The sequence below is a fragment of the Legionella qingyii genome (assembly GCF_003184185.1).
Genome location: NZ_QHJG01000051.1, coordinates 1 through 19,286, shown reverse-complemented (window position 1 = coordinate 19,286; position 19,286 = coordinate 1). Strand labels below are relative to the sequence as shown.

The following is a 19,286-nucleotide window of genomic DNA, read 5'->3' as shown; positions in this document are numbered from 1 at the left end:
TTCCGGAATCTGCGATCAAATGCGGCCGGAATTGGTGATCATTTCGCTCCGGAATACACACATCATGTGCATCACCATTTCTTTTAACAATTAAAAAAGTATTAAATTTTATCGAAAAAATTAAACACCTTGACACCGAACCTAGCGCACTGTAGAAATTAAACCATTAAAGGATATAGAAGGAGATACTATGGAAGAAAAACTCGAGCTCCACCGACAAGAAATAAACAAGGCAACTCAGCCAATTTTTACCCGTCTTGAACACTATCGCAAAGTGATGTTTGAAATAAGGAACTTATTAAAGAACTATTTTTTTAATGAGGGGCGCACCCAAAAACTCACCGAAGTTGCTCAGGGAGAAGAACAAGTTTTTAGCTTCAATATGGTTCGTGATGCTATGGAACAATGCTTGGCTGATGAACGTATATTAGTAGCGACTGCAGAATCAATTATGGATTCAGCAGAAAACCCGCGTCTTGTAGCCGCTTTTGATACTCACGTTTTAGCAAGTGGCTTACCCTTAGAGTTTCATAAACAAGACGGTGTATACCTCTTTAAACCCGAAAAAAACTATACTCCCGAAGCACAAGCCTTTATGCAACAATTTGCTTGTGCCTTGGGGGCTTACCGAGTGTGTTTGGGCGTTTGCGAGCTCTATTTTTCTATCTATCGTCACCCAAGTATACAAACAGAACCGCTTCAAAACTACATTGAGTCAGCGCATTATTTGAAGCGACAATTTAATGAAGAAGCCGATTTAATTTCTTTACATAAACAAATAAAGACAATAAAAAAAGAAATCACCGGCTTGCTTCGAGCAGAGAAAGTACATAACGGCTTAAATCAATTTGAAAAAGATATTAATTTGCTCGCAAATAAATTGGTTGAGTTATTGGAGTCTGGGGCAGTTCATTTACAAAATGGCTATAAAGAATTTCCTAACAATCCCATATTATGGATGCTGCATGATCGTAGTTGGCATGCCTTGATCAAGACTATCTCCGGACTACTCTATGCAGATCAATATACCTATTCGACTATGTATAGCACATTAGAAATTAAGAAAGAATTTACTGGTCTTATCAAGACCGAAATAGATAAGTTTAAAACCATAAACTTAGCCCAAATACCCTTGCTTAAAATTGAACTACTAAGAAAAGCAGGAACGCTTATTAATGAAATAAAAATCGATACGCTTGCGAAGCTTGCTGAACAAGGAATTGAGTTAATTGAAGCACCTAAAACAGGCATGTTTTCTCCCCCGCTCTCGAATAGTATTTATGGACTAATGCTGGCCTATCAACAAAGGCAATTAACAGGCCTCAATGCAACTGAAGAGGAATTCGAAAAGGATGACGAATTTGATCAAGATTTTAAATCATTAAATAACTATCTATAAACATCATAATTATCATGATAAAAGGAGGCTCTCACTGAGTCTCCAGTGATTTTCTTCGCTTAGGAACAAACCGTTTTTTAAAACACCATTGAATAGGCAGCAGCAAGGGCAATAGTATAGGTCAATAAGAGCAAAACTCGCTGCAATGTCTTAACAGATACCGCAAGGAAAACAACAAGCAAATGAACCAAGAATAATGCACCAAGAACATAGAGGTTTATTCGTTGCGCCACTGGATAAGAATGACTTCTAAGAAATCCATCAGGAAATGCATTCAAACGGATTATAACTGTCCCCATAAGAATGATTAAATAAAATAGATACAAAACCAGAATATAAGTGACAAAAAATATAGAAACCTCAAATTTTGAGGCCCTTTCTTTTTTATCCAGGTTTTTAATAAAAATTAATGCACTTAGAGAAACAATAAACCCAACAAAATTAAAGCGTACAAATGGGGAACTGATTAAAGGAAAGAAATTCGCATGGGTTAACAACGACCATTCATACTCAGCGATCAATCCAATAAGTACAATGGGAACAAAGAGTACTGACTTCAATAATATGGCAGATACATTGTGTGTTTTATTAAACGACTGAAATAAAAAATTGGTGTATTGCATATTAAGAAAAATATTCCAAACAAATGCAGTAACAAAAATTAAGAAAAAAGCCTCAACAAGAAACAGCAACGTGATAGGACTCAACAAGGTAGACATAAAATTTTCGTGCATCGCGGTTCCAAAAAAAGTAATGGTTTTTCATAAGTATAGAACGTGTATTTAATCCAAACGTCTCCTCATTACATTTTCCCTGCGCTAATTAATATTTCTTCTGCAAGAAGCATCATCGATTATTCCTTTCCCCCAGGATAGTCAAATTTTAATCACCTATAATATAAATAACCCCAATTGATTTTGTTTTGATCATGGCAAATAAAATTAAGGCTATTTCCCAACAATTATCTGAGTTGGGCATTAAGCATCAAAGTGAGCTTCCGCGGGACTATGAGCATGATTTAATGCAACAAGCCGCGTATATTGATCAGTTAAATCATGCGGCATACGAAGCAATCGAAGCGCAATATGCAAAATTTAACCCCGAAGCATCGAAAGAAGAGCAAATTATATTTTTCAAAAAAATTCTCGCGATAAAAAATATCTTGAGGGACTTACAAGTTGTCCATAATGATTTAACAAATAATTTATATGCAATTTCGGCGCTCTATATTCATGATGAACAAGAAATTTCATTAAACAACCAATACATTCTTCCCGAATTAAAAGAAAAAGAACCCAAGGAAATTGTGCGAACCAATTTTTACCAACTACTCACTAATATAAATAAAAATAATTCACTAACTAGCGAAGAATTTAATTTCATTAACTCACTCTTAATGCAAATTGCTTCCAGACCGGAAGGAATAAAGTTGATTGTAAAACTAAATTATTTGCTAACAACGAAGGAAGCTCAATTAATCTTAAAGCCCAGCAATAATTTTGAATGTTCAATGGCTGCAGGAGGACTCGCAAAAACAAGCCCGGAATTTTCCAGAAAATCGATAACACCTGAGCAAGATTTTAAAACGATTTTTAAAAGGGAGACCCTTCGCGGAGTCGGTTCTGGAACAGTGCGTATTGGTGTAGATTATCGCTATAATGATAAAGTTTCTTCATTGAATTTGGAGGTCTATGCCTCAGCTGGCAAGGGGCTAACTGATATTGGCCCGCCATTTATTTTATTAGGTCATGAACTTATTCACGCTCTGCACAATCTTACAGGCAAAGCCAGAGATAATTTTGGACCTTTTTTCCAGGGACCGAAATATAGAGATGATCCCTTGATGGAAACTTTATATCCTACAAAGTCCATGTATAGTTATGGTCCTTCGGCTGAGGAGTATTGGACCATTGAAGGTGGAACTCTTTGTGAAAATTCACTTCGTAAAGAACACAAATTATTTAATAGAACTGGCCACCTCAGCGCAGAGCCAGGGAGTCGAGCGATTCGCGATCTTTATTATCTAGGCTTAGCCCGAAGTTATTCTGAATCTGATTTGGAAACTTTTGTAAGTTACATTCTTAAGGCCGAGACAGCAGAGGAGTTCAGCGAAGAGGATAAAATTGTTGAACGAGTGCTAAAAATTGAACAATTTAATTATTTGAATTATTCCTTAACAAATCTAATTAACTTAAGCAAAATTCCATCTTATCAATTCAAAAAAATAGAAAACATCGTCGAACAATTGAAAAATCCTAGAGAGGGGTCGAATGATGAAGATACATTACAAACTTTATTAATGCTCGTACCATCTAAAATAGCTCAGTTATTTATTGCAATTAGAAATAGTAACGATCTGGATAGTGGAGAAGAAATCGATGCAACAGTCCTTAATGAGATTTTACCTAATCTCCAAAGAATTGATAAAATGCTAATATCCCTAGATTTACCCGAGCACTTCCAAAATTCCTTCAGCAAATTCACTGAACACATAGAAGCAAGAGCTACCAAACCTTATTATTCCTTATAACTCTTGCATTCCAGGTGCACTTTAGGTTTGATATAAAAGGAATTAAGACGGCATTGAGTTTGGCATTACACTTGAGCCCAATTGTTCTTGCTTATCATTTTCTCTATTATTGTTGATCTCTTCTTTAAAACTCTTAATCTTTGCAACACCTTTGGTTATGATATTTTTATCAAAAATAGAAGCTACTTTTAAAAAAAACTCAGATACTTTTCTTAAAACTCTGGGTAGTTTGTGCTTTAGGCTTGAAGCACAATGTAAATCAACCTGATCTTGTAATGAGTCTTTGTTTTCAATTCTACCCACAAGTACATTACAAAATTTCTTCAGTTGCTCTTTTTTCATAACATCATGGGACGGGTCCATACCAAGGATTTCTTTATCCAGTAACGACACTAAATTAAAGATATCCTTCTTATATAAAATAACCTCACTAAGACTACGAACCTTTTCTTTTCCTTCTTCCTCAAGCCTATGATTAACTACCTCTAACAATCTGCTTCGAATGCCGTAGGTAAAAGCTCCCCCTTTAGGTATCCCGGTAATTTCACTTAATACTCGGATTAAATCCTTGGCTTTAAAATTAAATTTTGTATTTTCTTCTACCAATTCCGCTATATCTTTGGGGACTTTTACGTCTCCAAGTACAAGACAACATCCTAGTTCCAGGCTTTCATAGATTATTTCCCTATCCGTGCGACTGTAACCCTCTACATTCGCTAAGAGACCTCTTATCTTCTCCCATTGGCCTGATTGTGCATACAATGGCATTAATTGTCGCTGAACTTCAATATTATCTTGGGTTCCAAGACGTTCTAAAGCCATAATTTTCTGGGTACGACTATGTAGATGATGAATCCGGTCAAACTCCGTTTTAATCTCCGATGTAACATTGGGAATAATCGATATTTTTGAGGGGATCATCAGCGCTTTTTCTTTAGGTAATTCCTGGATCATATCTTGTATTTCTTTGGCTGCTTGATACCAGGTTACTCCATTCTCATGCTTAAACGCCTGACTCAATAATTTATTAATTTTTTCATATCCAGGCGTAGCTCCGATGATATTCTTTACATTCAAACAATAGGCTTCAGGAGAGCAATAAGTGCTATGTTGCAAATCATCTATCTCTCGAGCGCGAGCACGGAACATAAAGTTCATGTAGGGGTCTTGACCAACAACCGCCGTGCCAACAAGCCCTATGTTCTTTTTCCATACATCAAACGGAATGGATGCTGATTCTTCCCGCCCCCAAGTCATAATGCGGACATTTACCTCATCGTTTTGTTCATCATACTCGATATTTCTAATAATAAAAAAATGACCATCCATAAAGCGTTGTATTAGATTTTTACTCTCAGGAACACCATCCTCTGGATCAAGAATATAAGAAGCAAGATCTCCTGTACCCGCAAAACCAACCTTGTAACCATCCTGGATGAGGAGTTGTAATTGCTTTATTGCTTCCCGATTATGGATGGGAATATTTTGCACATGGTGATAACCTGCCTGTTTCATCCACCGGTTGATTTCCTGGTGGGTCGTAACGCCAAAGAGCTGCTTGGCCAGTTCTGCACCTTCTTCACTATAGCGAGCAATAGAATTTTCCGAAGAACGGATCCCATTTAAAATGACATGATCGACATCTCGAATAGTATCTCCCTGGTCACTTTTTTTATTTGCAACCGCGTCAGTTACTTCAATGCGCAATATGCCTTCTTTGCCAGCAAATTCTTTAAGATCACACACGCCTTTTGAAACAAGCTGTGATACGATTTGTACGTATTTCAAGGGATTAAATAAGGCGAGATTGTGTACAAAAGCATTAACGCCGCAGACCTGCTCATCTCGTTGATTGATATAACGGGGATCCAATACGCGAATCATCATTTGTAATGCAAGTAAATTACGATCGAAATTCTTAAATTTAAGCGTATCCTCCTCATTTAAAAAATTATTTAAAAAGTTTTCATCCCTATAAGCTTCATAATCACACTTTATAGAATTCAATAAGGGGAATTCTATAAGTATTTTTTTAATTGCCTCTTGTTCTCCTGTTAGATAAGCAAACGCTTCCAGCTGTTTCGCTACTGTATATAGTTGAGGGTTGTTTTTATCGTGCCAATCGTTTTGCATCTTTCGAAGATGCGCTTGGAATTTTTGCAACAGCATTTTTGCCAAATTTCTCACATGCGCTGGTGATAAGGGAGCATCCTCTTCATTTTGACTGATACGCGTAACGCTATCTAAAACAAGTAAATAATCCTGATAGGAATTGGCCTTTTTTCCTTCAATGGTTGCATAAAATGTGGCTTGTCCATCACTACCATAATCTAAAAAATCCAATAGTGCATATCCCATAAGAGCCTCAAATAAAAACTGTATTTTTTAATGAGCAAACACCTGGAATGTATTCGTGTTTGAAGAAAATTTATTATTTTTTATCACATTAAAAAATACTAGGTTGCTCCACATCGCGCTTATAATCTTAATTATAGTTGAACATTTAGGTTTAAAATTACTTAAACAAGGGATAACCAGGGGAGTTACAGATTATTTTTAAAAAAGAATGCAACAATTGGCACTGATGGCCTTCCCTTTAGTTTGATAGGCTTAATAATGGTTTAGATTTTTTTTGTTCAACTTCTCACGATAAGCAAACTCTTTGTCACTTAACTAGGGAATGAATTGTTAACACGCCCTAATGAATTGAATCTTGAGCAAAGAACTAAAATCATATCGATTAAAATCTAGACTTCCCCGTCAATTCTTCGGCACCAAAACGAGAATTTTTTTACTCAAGAAAATAACTTTTACTATAGCTCACAATGAGTTAATATTAATCACTATGATTATCTTAACTATTTTCATGGCTTCATTTTGAATTCTAAATTCCTGCAGATCAAATTGAACAATTCGTTATGAAAACTTCGTAGAAATTATATTTTTTATAATGACGACATAAGATATCGCATTTAGAAAAAAAGGCTGTTGTTGAAAAATAAACCGTATTTTTCATTGGCCTATCATTTTGACATTAGTGATTTTGAAAGTAATGCTGTGAACGGAAGAATGGACGTCCTCGAAAACAGAATGTAATTTTGAGGATTTTTCTGGCTAACTAAAGAAGAGAGGGATAATGGGCATTTTTAAGGATATGACAGACCGTTATTGTCAAAAAATATTGGAAACCTATCAATCGCAAGCGGATGAAAAAACCTATAAAGGTAAAGAAGCGGAATTATTGGTTCAAAGGAATGATTTTGCTAAATGTTTAATCAAAAAAATTAAAGAAATAGAAGTTAATGATAATAATCATCTTGACTATTTTGAACGCGTTTTAAAAGAAATCAATCTGAATCTAAAAGAAGTTAAATCGGCAGTCAAAGAATACAATAAAGAATTCAAGACAGAATTTACCACGGATCTTTATGAAACCCTTTTTAATAGCAGTCTAATCAATTTTATTCAAGCCTTACGTAACCTGTTTGAAAGTAGCCCTACTCTCATTACTGACATTAAAGATAAATCGTCCTTTAGCAACGAGAGAAATGTTCCCTGGGTTTGTCAATTTTCATTTATCTTGTATGAATATATTCTTGAAAGAGAATTTGACATTGCGGTCAATAAAGTGGATAGAGATATTTTTGATGCAAAAAAACAATTGATCTTTAAGTATATCCAAAGCGTAGGGGACCTCTGTTCTCGATTTAACATGAAGGAAGATGATACCAGCTATCAGGAGTTGATGAAGGCGTTATTAAAGAGCATGCGTTCGGAAGAGCAAAAAATACAACGACGCCAATCAGAAGGAAATACAACAAGTTATAATTTCATGGCTTATCTTTATAAAGCCTCCGAACAAATAGTAGGGAAGAATCATTTAGGACAAAAAATTGATCTTTTAATGAGCGAATTTGATGGCAGGGCGGAGCAGGGATTAGTGTGTAAATAATCCCTGGTCATGCACCTTCAATAACATTCGTTCTGGAGTTTTATTCACTTTTTAGGTTTTGCTGCAAAAAATCAAAGGCTTTTCGCGCGTACGCAAGTGGAGGCGCTTTTTCGGGATCTTGTTCCGCCTCAACGATCATCCAACCGGAATATTGATTTTTTTGCAGCATCTTAATGATGGAGAGAAAGTCAATGGCACCATCTCCAGGAACAGTAAATACCCCAGCACGTACTGCATCCATAAAACTCATATGTTCGTTCTTCACTCGGCTAAGAACTTCAGCACGAATATCCTTTAAATGAACATACAAAATGCGATCATTATATTTATTGATTAAATCAAGCGAATCAATATTCGCCAACGCGGCATGCCCTGTGTCAAGCAATAAAGAAATCAATTGCGGGCTTGTATTTTCCATTAAATAATCGATTTCATGCTCATAAAAAACCCCCGTTCCTGCATGATAGTGATAAACAAGACGCATATTAAAATCATAAGCAATACGGCCAATGGCATGTAATCCCTGAATCAGTTTTCCCCACTGTGCCTCACTAAATTCAGGTTTTTGCGGACTTAAAACAGGCTGTTGTGTTCCTTGAATGGAATGGCCGCATTCACAAACATTGATAAACGATGCGCCCATCGCTCGCATGAAACTTAAATGCTCCATAAATCGCGATAAAGTATGCTCATATTGCGTAGACTCGGTAAAATAAGTACTGAACCAAGCACTAGATAACTGCAATCTACGCTCATTTAACGCCTTTTTTAAAACAGAAACCTCACGAGGATATTTATTACCAAGTTCTGTCCCCACATAACCTGCTTCTGACATTTCTTTAATGCATTGTTCAAAACTAATTTCCTTGCCCAACTCAGGATCATCATCATTGCACCAATTAATTGGTGCTATTCCCAGTTTAATATGCATACATCTTTTCCTTAATATTCTTTAACCTGTTTTAATTGTTCCTGCATCACGTGATGCGCCTTGGTTACTTCTTTAGAATTGGATATTTCTGCAACCGCGACGCGCCACCAGGTTTGATAGCCATTACTCATGGTTTTAGGCAGTATCGGTACGACAATCACGGAGGATTGTTGTTCATTGTGAGCCGCATCCATAGCAACAGCCAGTTGCTCATAAGAATCGACAAAAAAAGTTTTAGCGCCGAGTCCGGCGGCATATTTACAAAAATCAATCGGTAAATAATCCCCGGATAACTTATTGGTTTTAGCCTCCCGATAGCGAAACTCATTACCAAATCCTTGGCTACCCTGACTTTCTTGCAAGTTTCTAATGCATTGAAAACCATGATTATCAAAAATGATAATGGTCATTTTTTTACGCTCTTGAATACTCGTCAGCAGTTCAGAATGCATCATCACAAAGCTGCCATCACCCACCAAGACATATACGTTACCAGGAGTATTTTCTTTCGCCAGTCGTACCCCTAAACCCGCTGCGACTTCGTAGCCCATGCAAGAGTAAGCGTATTCCAGATGATAATCTTTAGGCTTTTTGGAATTCCAAAGACGGTGCAAATCACCGGGCAAACTGCCCGCGGCACAGATAATGACATCCTCTTCAGTCACCATCTCATTTAATAGACTTAAGACCTTAATTTGTGATAACCCACCTTCTGCTACCTGGGGCGAAGCACCAATGCGTTTTACCTCCTGCTGCCATTCATTTTGATAGTGCCGCACCTGTTGCTGATATTCTTGGGGTGTTTGATACGCGCCCAATTTCCTTCCTAATTGCTCCAAGCCTGTTTTTGCATCTCCTTTCAACATCAAACCATTCATTTTGATTGCATCAAAACGAGAAACATTGAGATGAATAATTTGGCATTCTTGATTTTTAAAACCCCATTTAGACGCGGTGGTAAAATCTTGCAGGCGTGAACCAATCACTAAAATCACATCAGCTTGTGCGCACAAAACATTCGCTACTTCAGAACCCGTAACACCTACTCCGCCCACATTCATGGAATGACTGGCTGGCAAAGCACTTTTACCAGCCTGGGTTTCCGCAACAGGGATTTTATGATGTTCAGCAAATTGCGATAACACATCAGCCGCCAATGAATAATGCACGCCCCCTCCGGCAATAATGAAAGGCTTTTTGGCTTTAAGAATAAGTTGCGTTGCTTCCTCAAGAGCACGTTCAACCACCGGCGCTCTATCAATGTGCCAAAACCGTTTTGCAAAAAAGGAATCTTCATAATCATAGGCTTCAGATTGCACATCCTGCGGCAAACATAAAGTGACAGCACCGGTTTCGACAGGATCGGTGAGCACTCTCATGGCATTGATGCACGCCGTCATCAACTGCTCTGGGCGATTAATTCGGTCCCAATACTTACTCACCGGTTTGAAGCAGTCATTAACAGATAGAGTATAGTCGTGTGATGCTTCAAGTTGTTGTAATACAGGATCTGGTTGTCTGCAACTGAATATATCGCCTGGTAGTAACAATAAAGGAATTCTATTGGTTGTGGCGGTAGCTGCTGCAGTAATCATATTGGTCGCACCTGGACCTATGGAAGAGGTACAAGCAAAAATACTTAATCTATTTTTTTGTTTCGCATATGCTGTCGCTGCATGAGCCATTCCTTGTTCGTTATGCCCTTGATAATAAGTCAAACCATAATTGTCGTATTCAAGAGCCTCGCCTATACCAGTCACATTGCCATGCCCAAAAATTCCAAATATGCCTGCAACAAACTGATGTGATTTATCATCCAACACTACATATTGATTTGCTAAAAATCTCAATAAGGCCTGAGCCATTGTCAATCTAATCTTCATGAAAGCTGTCCTATAAGATTATTATTTTTCCATACCCGGTTATTTGCCTTATGTGTTCTCGTCCATTCATGCTCTTTGATAAAGGTTGGCGTCATGTACGGGTTATCTTTTAAATGACGTATAAACCAAAGTGTATAAAGAGCATACCCAGGGGCAGCACAATGCGCATGGGTCTGAGCATTCGCGATTCGATAAGTATCATAATTCTCGATACGTAAAACCTCTTTCCCATGTTCACCAAACGCATAGCCTTGTGGTTCTGAAAAACGGTAATGATAGATTTCAGGTTGATCGTGATAATGGGAGGGATAACTTGACCATCTCCCTTGGAAGGTAATAATTTCGCCAACAACCAAATTTGACTCAGGTCTGTTGCGCTTATCAAATACAGTCCTTACGATGCGATACGAGCTATCGTCTAAAATGTCTTTTCCTCGATTATCCAACTCCAAAAGATTCGACTGATTAAATAATAAAGGAGCAAATGAAGCATCATTCTCAGTTTCAATCAATAGAATTTCACAATCAGTCAACGCTTCAACAGCCGCTATTTGGCCTGATGGGCAATGTAGGACTATAGGTTCTTGAGAAAAATAATCGTATCGCGCGACGCGTTGACGTTGATGCGCAAAATGAAATTCTACGCTTCCCGTCATTAATAGCGCCGCAAATTCATAATGCTCATTAAATAAATAGTTCTGTCCTGCAGTTAATTTAATTGAGCTAAAATTCATGCTGTCATTCGATAAAGGATTTATGGTGACAATCGAATTGAATCCGTTAGGGAACCCTTGTGGATTCTTAATAAGCACCTGGGGATGCGCTTTCTTTTGGTGCAATTGCGTTAAATGAGCACTGTTCCAAATCCGCGGATGTTCATCAAAATGGTGAATAAAATACTCGAGTTCTTCTTTATAAGGAATAGCCGGAGCACAACCATGACGCGTGACGACTAAAGCACCACTTGCATTTGCATAAGTAGTAGCAACCTCCCAAGTTTGTCCTCGTAAAAGAGCAGATAAAAGACCGGCCATAAATCCATCCCCAGCACCAAGTACATTAAGTACTTCAACAGGAAACGGTTTAGTTGGCAGGTTCTGGCTGCTGTGGGCAAAATTAACTTCACATCCTTTTTCACCTTGTTTTATCACTACAGGAGCTTGAGTTAACCCCCTTATTTTCTGTAATGCGCTATCCACTTCATCGCACCCACCGGCAATACAAATTTCCTCTTCCGTACCAACAATTAAATCACAAAAAGGCAAAATGTGTTGATAGGTTTTACTCACGTTTTGGCTCTGGAGATATCGAGTTTCTCCATCTCCCAATGCAGTTAATCCCCAAAGAACTGGACGATAATCCAGATCAAGAACGACTGCAGTTTCGGCTTTTCGTGCACGTTGTACAACTTCTTCAGTAGTTTGTAGCATCGCTTCTGTGGATAAACCCGTGCCTGTAATTAAAATAGCTTTTGCCTGCTGCAATATATTTTGGTTTATTTGATGCGACTTAATTTGCATATCCGCACAATCAGTGCGATAAAACATTAAAGGAAACTCATGCGGCGGCTTAATACCTAGCAAAACAAGGCCAGTTAAATGATGGGCAGTTTCTTGCAATAAATTCGTATTGACTCCTTCACTTTCGAGTTCGTTTTTTAAAAAACGCCCCATCTCATCCTGGCCAATACAAGAAAACATCATACAATTCAGGCCAAGGCGAGCCGCGCCTACAGCGATATTTCCCGCACAGCCGCCTAAGTATTTTTTAAAACTCTGGGCCTCGCTCAGTGCAAGGCCAATTTGCTCTGCATAAAGATCAACTGCCACACGCCCCATGCAAATCAAATCTACAGGTCTTGTTGCATCAAAATAAAATGATTGATGAATCATGCCGTCCTCAACTCAAAAAAACAGGTAATTTGGTTACTAGCGATTGTTTCGCTGCTTGAGCTATGCGTAAAGCGAGCAACCCATCTCTCCCAGACACAGGACTTGGTTGATTATGCCGCCAGGCATCATAAAATGAAGTTAACTCTGCCCTAAATGCCTGATGATAGCGCTCAAGGAAAAAATATTCCGGATTGGCTTGTTCTGTGAACGTATTGGCGTAATGCATCACTGAATGTTTCAATTGATTGTTTGCCAGTAACATTCCTTCTTTACCAAAGACTTCAATGCGTTGATCGTATCCATAAACGGCCTGACGACTATTATCGATTACTCCCAAAGCACCGTTGGCAAAACGCATTTGGATGATCGCCGTATCGACATCATCTAATGCCTCAAAATCAGGATTAATAAGAACTGCTCCGGTTGCATAGACCTCAACAACTTCTGATTGGGTTAGAAAACGCGCCATATCAAAATCATGAATGGTCATATCCATAAATATACCACCGGAGGTAGCGCAATATTCTTTAGGAGGACAAACAGGATCACGAGAGGTAATCTTAACCAGATGCACTGCTCCAATTTCACCTGCTTGCACCTGCTTTTGTAGATACGCAAAACTGGGATCAAAACGTCGATTAAAACCAAGCTGCAATAACGTATTATTCGCCTGCACTGTATGTAACGCATCCAAAATTTCTTCTTCATTCAAGCCAATTGGTTTTTCACAAAATATCGCTTTCCCAGCTTCACTTGCTGCTTTAATCTGCTGCACATGTAAATTCGAAGGTGAAGCAATCAAAATCGCATCCAAATTTGGATGAAACAGTACTTCTTCAAAATGGGTGTATTGGCCGGCAATAGAACATTTATCGGCCCACGCTTTATTCAAATAAGGATCGGCGATGGCTTGTAGCTCAAATTGTGGTAAATAATTTTTGATATTCTCTGCATGTAATTTACCGATTCGTCCGGCACCAATGATTCCTATACGACATCTTCTTTGTTCATTTTCATTTTCCATTTTTACTCTCTCACTAATTCAAATTCATTTGTTTTTATTGCTGATACTGGCTTGCCGATGTCCCTGATTTTTTTACCTGCTAGTAAATTTTTTTCTATTTTTTCTAAAGAAATTCCTGTTGTTTCAGGTACAAAATGATAAATAAAGAAAAAGGCCATCAAGCATAATGAACCAAATATGGCAAAAGAAAGCGCCTCGCCTAAATTTTGGTAAATCGTCAAAAAAGATATAGAGACTACAAAATTAGCGCCCCATTGCACCACAGTGGCAATGCTCATCGCCAGGCCACGCACGGATAAAGGATAGATTTCGGAGATTAAAACCCAAAATAAAGATCCGACACTAATGCAATAACCCATCACGTATACTGATAAAGCCCCCAATATCCAAAATTTTTGACCTGGTAATGGTGTATTAAATAACAAGCAAACCACAAAGAGACTCAATGCAGCGATCATCGTACCGCTTAATAATAAGAAACGTCGACCAAGGGTATCGATATAAAATAATGTCAGTAGCGTAAATAAAAAATTAACCGCGCCCATGCAAAAAGTGGCCAAAATGGCATTAGTAACAGGATAAAAGCCTACAGATTCAAAGATCACTGGCCCGTAATACATGACGGCATTAATTCCCGAGAATTGCTGAAATATCCCTAAAGCAATGCCAACAGCGAGAACAAAAATAATTGGCGCTTTGGATAATAAGTTATTATTCGGTTGAATTCGTTTTAAATTACTCTGAATTTCATCGATTTCTTTTTGAATGTCATAACCGGAGGGACGGATTCTCTGTAAAAGCCTGAGTGTTTTATTCACTCCATATTTCTTCATGACCCAACGTGGAGAATGGGGAACAAAATGCATCCCGGTAAATAGAATCAAAGCAGGAATACTTCCCATTCCAAATAACAATCGCCAACTGTTTGTCGAATAATCATGAAGGAAATAACCGATTAAATAAGCTATAGCTTGGCCAAAAGTAATCGTTAAACCATTAATCAGAACTAAAGTTCCTCTTCTATTGGGAGGAGCAATTTCCGCGATGAACAACGGAGCTATATAAGAAGCAATACCAATACAAACGCCGATGATGAATCGACCAGCTAATAACCATATGAAATCACCGGTGAGTGCACATAGAGCGGTCCCCAAAATAAAGCCCATTGCAACTGTTTTTAGTAAGAAGCGCCGACTTAGCCTGTCAGCAAAGAAACCACTTAAAGGAATACCAAGAACGCAACCAAGGATACTAATGCTTACAATCTGGGACCATTGCCACTCGGAAAGAGACAATTGGGCCATAACTTGATCTTTAACATCCGCAATGACGCTGGAATCAAAACCAAATAAAAACCCTCCAAATCCAGCAATGAGGGCTATAAAAAAAATAAATGAATTGACTCCTTCCTTCATGGTATCACTTTCCTTAGCTCATCCTTAATCGTTGCTGATGTTATCACCCTCCATAGTGAATAAACAGATGCTGATAACCTGGAAAACCGCTTCCTGGCAATAATTGCACTTGAGACAGGTAAAGCCACCTTATTGAAAAATGCCCCTTCCCCAAATAGCTTTAATCCAGTGTGGTCGCCCGACAGCCAAAAACTACTGTTCAATACCTTTATAGACAATGATTGGCACCTGGCATTAATCAATGCTGATGGCAGTGGTTATCACATTATAAAGAATACTCAAAACGAATACAGTCCAGCATGGGCTGCGAATGGAACATCTTTTTTGAGCCATGATCTGGAGACAATTTATTGGATGGATTTTGAAGGCAATTTAATAAAAAAATGGCGCCTTAATGTCATTATCCCGCACGCAAGCATGAGCAGTGCTTCGCATATCAACGTCTCTCCTAATGGAAAAACGCTAATTATGGATGTAGATATGGATGAAAACATCCACAGAACGAATTGGAATGAGCCCCCACTTGCATTATGGACATTTGATCTTGACTCAGAAAAAGCAATCCGGATTACTCCAAAGGGCGTATTGGCATGGAGTCCTTTTTGGATTAACTCAGAAGAGTTTATCTTTTTAGAACAACGAGGAAATGAGAAATCTCCCTCGCTGTTTCGTGGTTCACTAAAAAGCCCCTCTAAGACACTCTTATTAAAGGATGTTCAGACCCCAAGCGTTTCGCGATAGCGTACATCCATTAGGGCTATTCAATCGCTGGAAATAAAATAGAGACAAATTAAAGTAAAATAGTTTATAAAGAACTAAGGGACACTATAACAAAATACAATTATGGATCGTACGAAGAAAAAAAGTATTTTTGCCGGCTTATACGGAAATACTTTAGAATGGTTTGATTTTCTTCTTTATGCCAATTTTACTCCTTTATTTGCGCAAATATTCTTTCCATCTAATGTCTATTTTGTGTCTCTCCTTCTCACCTTTGGCGTATTTTCAGTAGGCTTTTTTATGCGCCCATTAGGAGGGGTATTATTAGGACATTATGCCGATCATATCGGCAGAAGAAAAACTTTGATTCTCTCGATGTCGATTATGACAGGTTCCACAGCATGTATCGCTTTGGTACCAGATTTTCATTCTTTGGGTATCCTTTCCCCGATATTGTTTGTTTTTTTTAGATTAATTCAAGGAATTGCCGTGGGAGGAGAACTTCCTGGTTCGACAACTTTTCTCATTGAGCATATGGCCGGCCATCGACGTGGTTTTGCGGGAAGTTTAGTATTAAGTACTGCCTTTTTTGGTATTTTTTTGGGTTCATTTACCGCATCGTTGCTCAGTGTTTTATTGACCGAAGATACTCTTCACTCTTGGGGATGGCGTTTGGCTTATTTAATTGGAGCGCTACTTGGATTAATAGGAATTTATTTACGTCTTAAAAGCGTTGAACCTGAAACCTTTTTGCATACCAAACATACCACCGAGCCTCCTGCAAAGATTGTGCTTTTTGTTCATCAGCGTAAATTATTATTAGCCATTATTTTTACGAGCATATTAGCAATGAGCAACTATTTACTCATTGCTTATATAACAAGTTTTCTCGTGAAATCAGAAGGATTTTTATTAAAAGATGCTCTAGTCGCTAACTTTATAGCACTATTGGTGTTAACGATATTAATTCCATTGATGGGCTTATTATCAGATTATTTTGGCAGGAAACCCGTTTTCTTATTGGGGGCTGTTGGTATTTCTATTTTTATTTATCCTCTCTTTATTCTTTTTCTGAGCGGAAATTGGTGGCATATCCTTATAGGTGAAATCGTATTAGCAATCATACTTGCACCACTGAATGCCACCGTACCTACTATGCTTGCAGAGATGTTCCCCACCGCGATTCGCGCCAGTGGCGTATCTATTGGGTATAATATTGGTCAGGCAGCTTTCGGCGGGACCATGCCTCTAGTTTCCTTAACCTTGGTTGAGTTAACCGGAAATAAATATGCTCCTGCATTATATATTATATTTTGGGTCGTTATAGCTATTATTGCGGCTCGATACACTAGAGAGACTTATCTTGATAAATTGGACTCATGATTGGCAAAGAGATGCGAAAACCTATTTTAGTTCACAAAAAAATTGCGGACCTCCCAATGAGAGCTTTATGATAGCTTAATAAAATAAAGACAGGATCACCGCGACTATGAACCACAAAATTATAAAACGTACCTTATTAAGCCTATTAGTTGTTTACTCGGCATCGGGTTTTACCGAACCCCATAGGGACAGTGTCTCTAAAGAAGAAGTAAATGGGACTTTCATAATGAAACTTCCTGCACCACATAATGATATTTCCAATGCTCTGACAGTTCGTGCCTTGGGAGGAGGGAAACTTAATATTTCCTTCGAATTAACATATCCTTATGTGGTTAATGGAGAACTTCAAGCCAATACAGGAGAACTATCGGGCGTGGCCAATATTAAAGGAGATACTGCTGTATATTCTTCTTCTGAATATGGCTCATGTACAATCACCATCACATTCATCAAGCCTGGAATGTTGTCTGTCAAGCAAGATGGCTCTGATGCGGATTGTGGTTTTGGTCATAATGTTTATGCCGATGGAACTTATTATAAAAAGAAAAAATAGATTGTTCTTGCTTAATGAGATTTAATATTTTGAATACTTGCACTTTGGTGAAACATTCAATATAGTGGAATATCAAGTTGGTATGTAGTTCCAGATTTAGACTAATGGATTTAGCTTTAAAAGGAATTTTACATGACAAGACTAGAAGAATTAATTTATTCCCTGACTGCAGTTATTGTTCGCTATCATGACAGTCAGCCGAAAGTAAAAAAATTGGTTAGTGAAACTAATGAGGAGCTACTCAGAGAAAAATCACTAATTCGCGCTAAAGAAATCATTCAAAATAAAGAGGTTCATTTTAAAATACGCTTGAATGAGCTCATTAAGCAATGCAGCGATAGCGGTCGAAGACCCTTCTTATATTATATTTTGCATGAAATATCATCACTAAAGGAACTTCTAGACAAAACTGGTTCGCTTGAGCCTGCCAAATTAGAAGAATACAAAAATCAAATTTTTCAATTGCTTGTTGATCTTAGGGAGCTTTTGGATACACCAAAGCACAAAACCTATAGAATGACTTACAGCAAGTCTGAAGATACTAAGGAAATGACCATTGGGTTGTCTGGTTTAAAAAATGATGGTTATATTGGCGGTGAACTATGTAACTCAGGGGATATTTTAAACGATAGTGTTTTGAGATCTTTTAATATAAGCACACAAACTTCCAATGCTCGAATTAGTGACATTGCAGAACAAATATGCAGGAACATCAGCACGCTCTTTTAGTACCAGAACTATTGGAAAAAAATGCTGCACAAAAAAAAATAAATTCAGAACAAGAAAAAGAACTGGGGGTATTAACAAACGAACAAAAAGAAACTCAAAAAAAACTAGCAAGCCTCACTGCAAAAGAACGCACGGCTATTTATGTGTTCTACATTTTATTCAAACGAATGCAGGCAAAAGAAGAAAAACAAAAATCGGTGATTGAACAGCAGCAAGATACCATTGACGAGTTACGCCAACAAATCAGCAACTTAACGCATCAAGTTGATTCAAAGCCATTAAATCATAGGTTTTATTCTCCCTCTTATTAAGGATTAAGGGTTACATTCTTGATTAATCGCGCTAAGAGTGTAGCCTTGTTAAAGCAAAGCGAAATCCCGGTTTTGTTAACACAGATTTCTCTGTTACAGCATGTGCTTTCATCCAGACTAGGCAGTGTTCACGATCACATCATTCAGAGGAGTTTACGGCAAGAAGCTCCTGATTTTAACTCATACCGCCTTCTGGGATTCATCACTACGCTCGAGATCTGAGTTATCGTTACCTTTTTTTATGCAAAAGAGTATTTAATTATTTATGTCCACATTAATAATTCATTTTGTTCAAAATTTATGTCGTTCCCGCGCAGGCGGAAACCTATTTCTAGCAAGCTACAGCGGCAGTTTAAGAATAGATTCCCGCCTGCGCGGGAATGACAACAATCTCTAATGTCTTCGCGGAAATGACAAAATCCCTAACGTCCGCTCGGGAACAACAAAATTCCTAATGTCCCTGGAATAACAAAAAACCTTAACCCACTGTCGTTCCCGCGCAGGCGGGAACCTATTTCTAGCAAGCTACAGTGGTAGTTTAAGAATAGATTCCCGCCTGCGCGG

Annotated in this window: 15 protein-coding genes; 8 read left to right on the top strand and 7 right to left on the bottom strand. The window is 38.0% G+C overall.

The window, feature by feature from the left end; genetic code table 11:
• Window positions 1-190: 190 nt before the first annotated feature.
• A complete protein-coding gene (locus DGG96_RS19450) occupies window positions 191-1,399 on the top strand; it encodes a hypothetical protein (RefSeq protein WP_110144142.1) in 1,209 nt (402 codons plus the stop codon).
• Between the two features lie 77 nt (window positions 1,400-1,476).
• Here the strand turns inward: DGG96_RS19450 and DGG96_RS19445 are convergent, their stop codons facing one another.
• Window positions 1,477-2,133: a hypothetical protein gene (locus DGG96_RS19445; protein WP_110144141.1), complete on the bottom strand. Its 657-nt coding sequence runs from the start codon at window positions 2,131-2,133 to the stop codon at window positions 1,477-1,479.
• Window positions 2,134-2,327: 194 nt separating this feature from the next.
• Here DGG96_RS19445 and DGG96_RS19440 point away from each other — a divergent pair, with 194 nt between their 5' ends.
• Window positions 2,328-3,929: a hypothetical protein gene (locus DGG96_RS19440; RefSeq protein WP_110144140.1), complete on the top strand. Its 1,602-nt coding sequence runs from the start codon at window positions 2,328-2,330 to the stop codon at window positions 3,927-3,929.
• Between the two features lie 42 nt (window positions 3,930-3,971).
• On the opposite strand, the gene DGG96_RS19435 is transcribed toward DGG96_RS19440, so the two are convergent.
• The gene (locus tag DGG96_RS19435; RefSeq protein ID WP_110144139.1) at window positions 3,972-6,287 is read right to left on the bottom strand and encodes a hypothetical protein; all 2,316 of its coding nucleotides are present in this window, start codon (window positions 6,285-6,287) and stop codon (window positions 3,972-3,974) included.
• Window positions 6,288-7,065: 778 nt separating this feature from the next.
• Here DGG96_RS19435 and DGG96_RS19430 point away from each other — a divergent pair.
• Entirely contained in the window at window positions 7,066-7,881 is an 816-nt protein-coding gene (locus DGG96_RS19430) for a hypothetical protein (protein ID WP_110144138.1), read from the top strand.
• Between the two features lie 40 nt (window positions 7,882-7,921).
• Here the strand turns inward: DGG96_RS19430 and iolE are convergent, their stop codons facing one another.
• Genes iolE through DGG96_RS19405 form a run of 5 tightly spaced genes read right to left on the bottom strand, consistent with a single transcriptional unit; the run spans window position 7,922 to window position 15,026 of the window.
• On the bottom strand, window positions 7,922-8,812 hold the full coding sequence (gene iolE, locus DGG96_RS19425) for a myo-inosose-2 dehydratase (RefSeq protein ID WP_110144137.1): 891 nt from the start codon (window positions 8,810-8,812) through the stop codon (window positions 7,922-7,924).
• A gap of 11 nt (window positions 8,813-8,823) precedes the next feature.
• The gene (gene iolD / locus DGG96_RS19420) at window positions 8,824-10,695 is read right to left on the bottom strand and encodes a 3D-(3,5/4)-trihydroxycyclohexane-1,2-dione acylhydrolase (decyclizing) (RefSeq protein WP_110144136.1); all 1,872 of its coding nucleotides are present in this window, start codon (window positions 10,693-10,695) and stop codon (window positions 8,824-8,826) included.
• A complete protein-coding gene (gene iolC / locus DGG96_RS19415) occupies window positions 10,692-12,587 on the bottom strand; it encodes a 5-dehydro-2-deoxygluconokinase (RefSeq protein WP_110144135.1) in 1,896 nt (631 codons plus the stop codon). Before iolC ends, iolD begins: the two co-directional genes overlap by 4 nt.
• A gap of 7 nt (window positions 12,588-12,594) precedes the next feature.
• Window positions 12,595-13,611 (bottom strand): inositol 2-dehydrogenase, encoded by a 1,017-nt coding sequence (iolG, locus tag DGG96_RS19410; protein ID WP_110144134.1) that lies wholly within the window; start codon window positions 13,609-13,611, stop codon window positions 12,595-12,597.
• A gap of 2 nt (window positions 13,612-13,613) precedes the next feature.
• Window positions 13,614-15,026: a sugar porter family MFS transporter gene (locus tag DGG96_RS19405; RefSeq protein ID WP_110144133.1), complete on the bottom strand. Its 1,413-nt coding sequence runs from the start codon at window positions 15,024-15,026 to the stop codon at window positions 13,614-13,616.
• Window positions 15,027-15,158: 132 nt separating this feature from the next.
• On the opposite strand from DGG96_RS19405, the gene DGG96_RS19400 reads away from it, so the two are divergent.
• From DGG96_RS19400 to DGG96_RS21260, 5 genes are all read left to right on the top strand, one after another.
• Window positions 15,159-15,767, top strand: coding sequence for a TolB family protein (locus tag DGG96_RS19400; RefSeq protein ID WP_240610476.1), 609 nt, complete (start codon window positions 15,159-15,161; stop codon window positions 15,765-15,767).
• Between the two features lie 102 nt (window positions 15,768-15,869).
• Window positions 15,870-17,129, top strand: coding sequence for an MFS transporter (locus DGG96_RS19395; RefSeq protein ID WP_110144131.1), 1,260 nt, complete (start codon window positions 15,870-15,872; stop codon window positions 17,127-17,129).
• 106 nt (window positions 17,130-17,235) lie between these two features.
• Window positions 17,236-17,682, top strand: a complete 447-nt coding sequence (locus tag DGG96_RS19390; protein ID WP_233590592.1) for a hypothetical protein — start codon at window positions 17,236-17,238, stop codon at window positions 17,680-17,682.
• A gap of 132 nt (window positions 17,683-17,814) precedes the next feature.
• Window positions 17,815-18,411, top strand: a complete 597-nt coding sequence (locus DGG96_RS19385; RefSeq protein ID WP_240610475.1) for a hypothetical protein — start codon at window positions 17,815-17,817, stop codon at window positions 18,409-18,411.
• The gene (locus DGG96_RS21260; protein WP_240610474.1) at window positions 18,384-18,722 is read left to right on the top strand and encodes a hypothetical protein; all 339 of its coding nucleotides are present in this window, start codon (window positions 18,384-18,386) and stop codon (window positions 18,720-18,722) included. The genes DGG96_RS19385 and DGG96_RS21260 overlap by 28 nt, the downstream gene beginning before the upstream one ends.
• The last annotated feature ends 564 nt before the right edge of the window (window positions 18,723-19,286 follow it).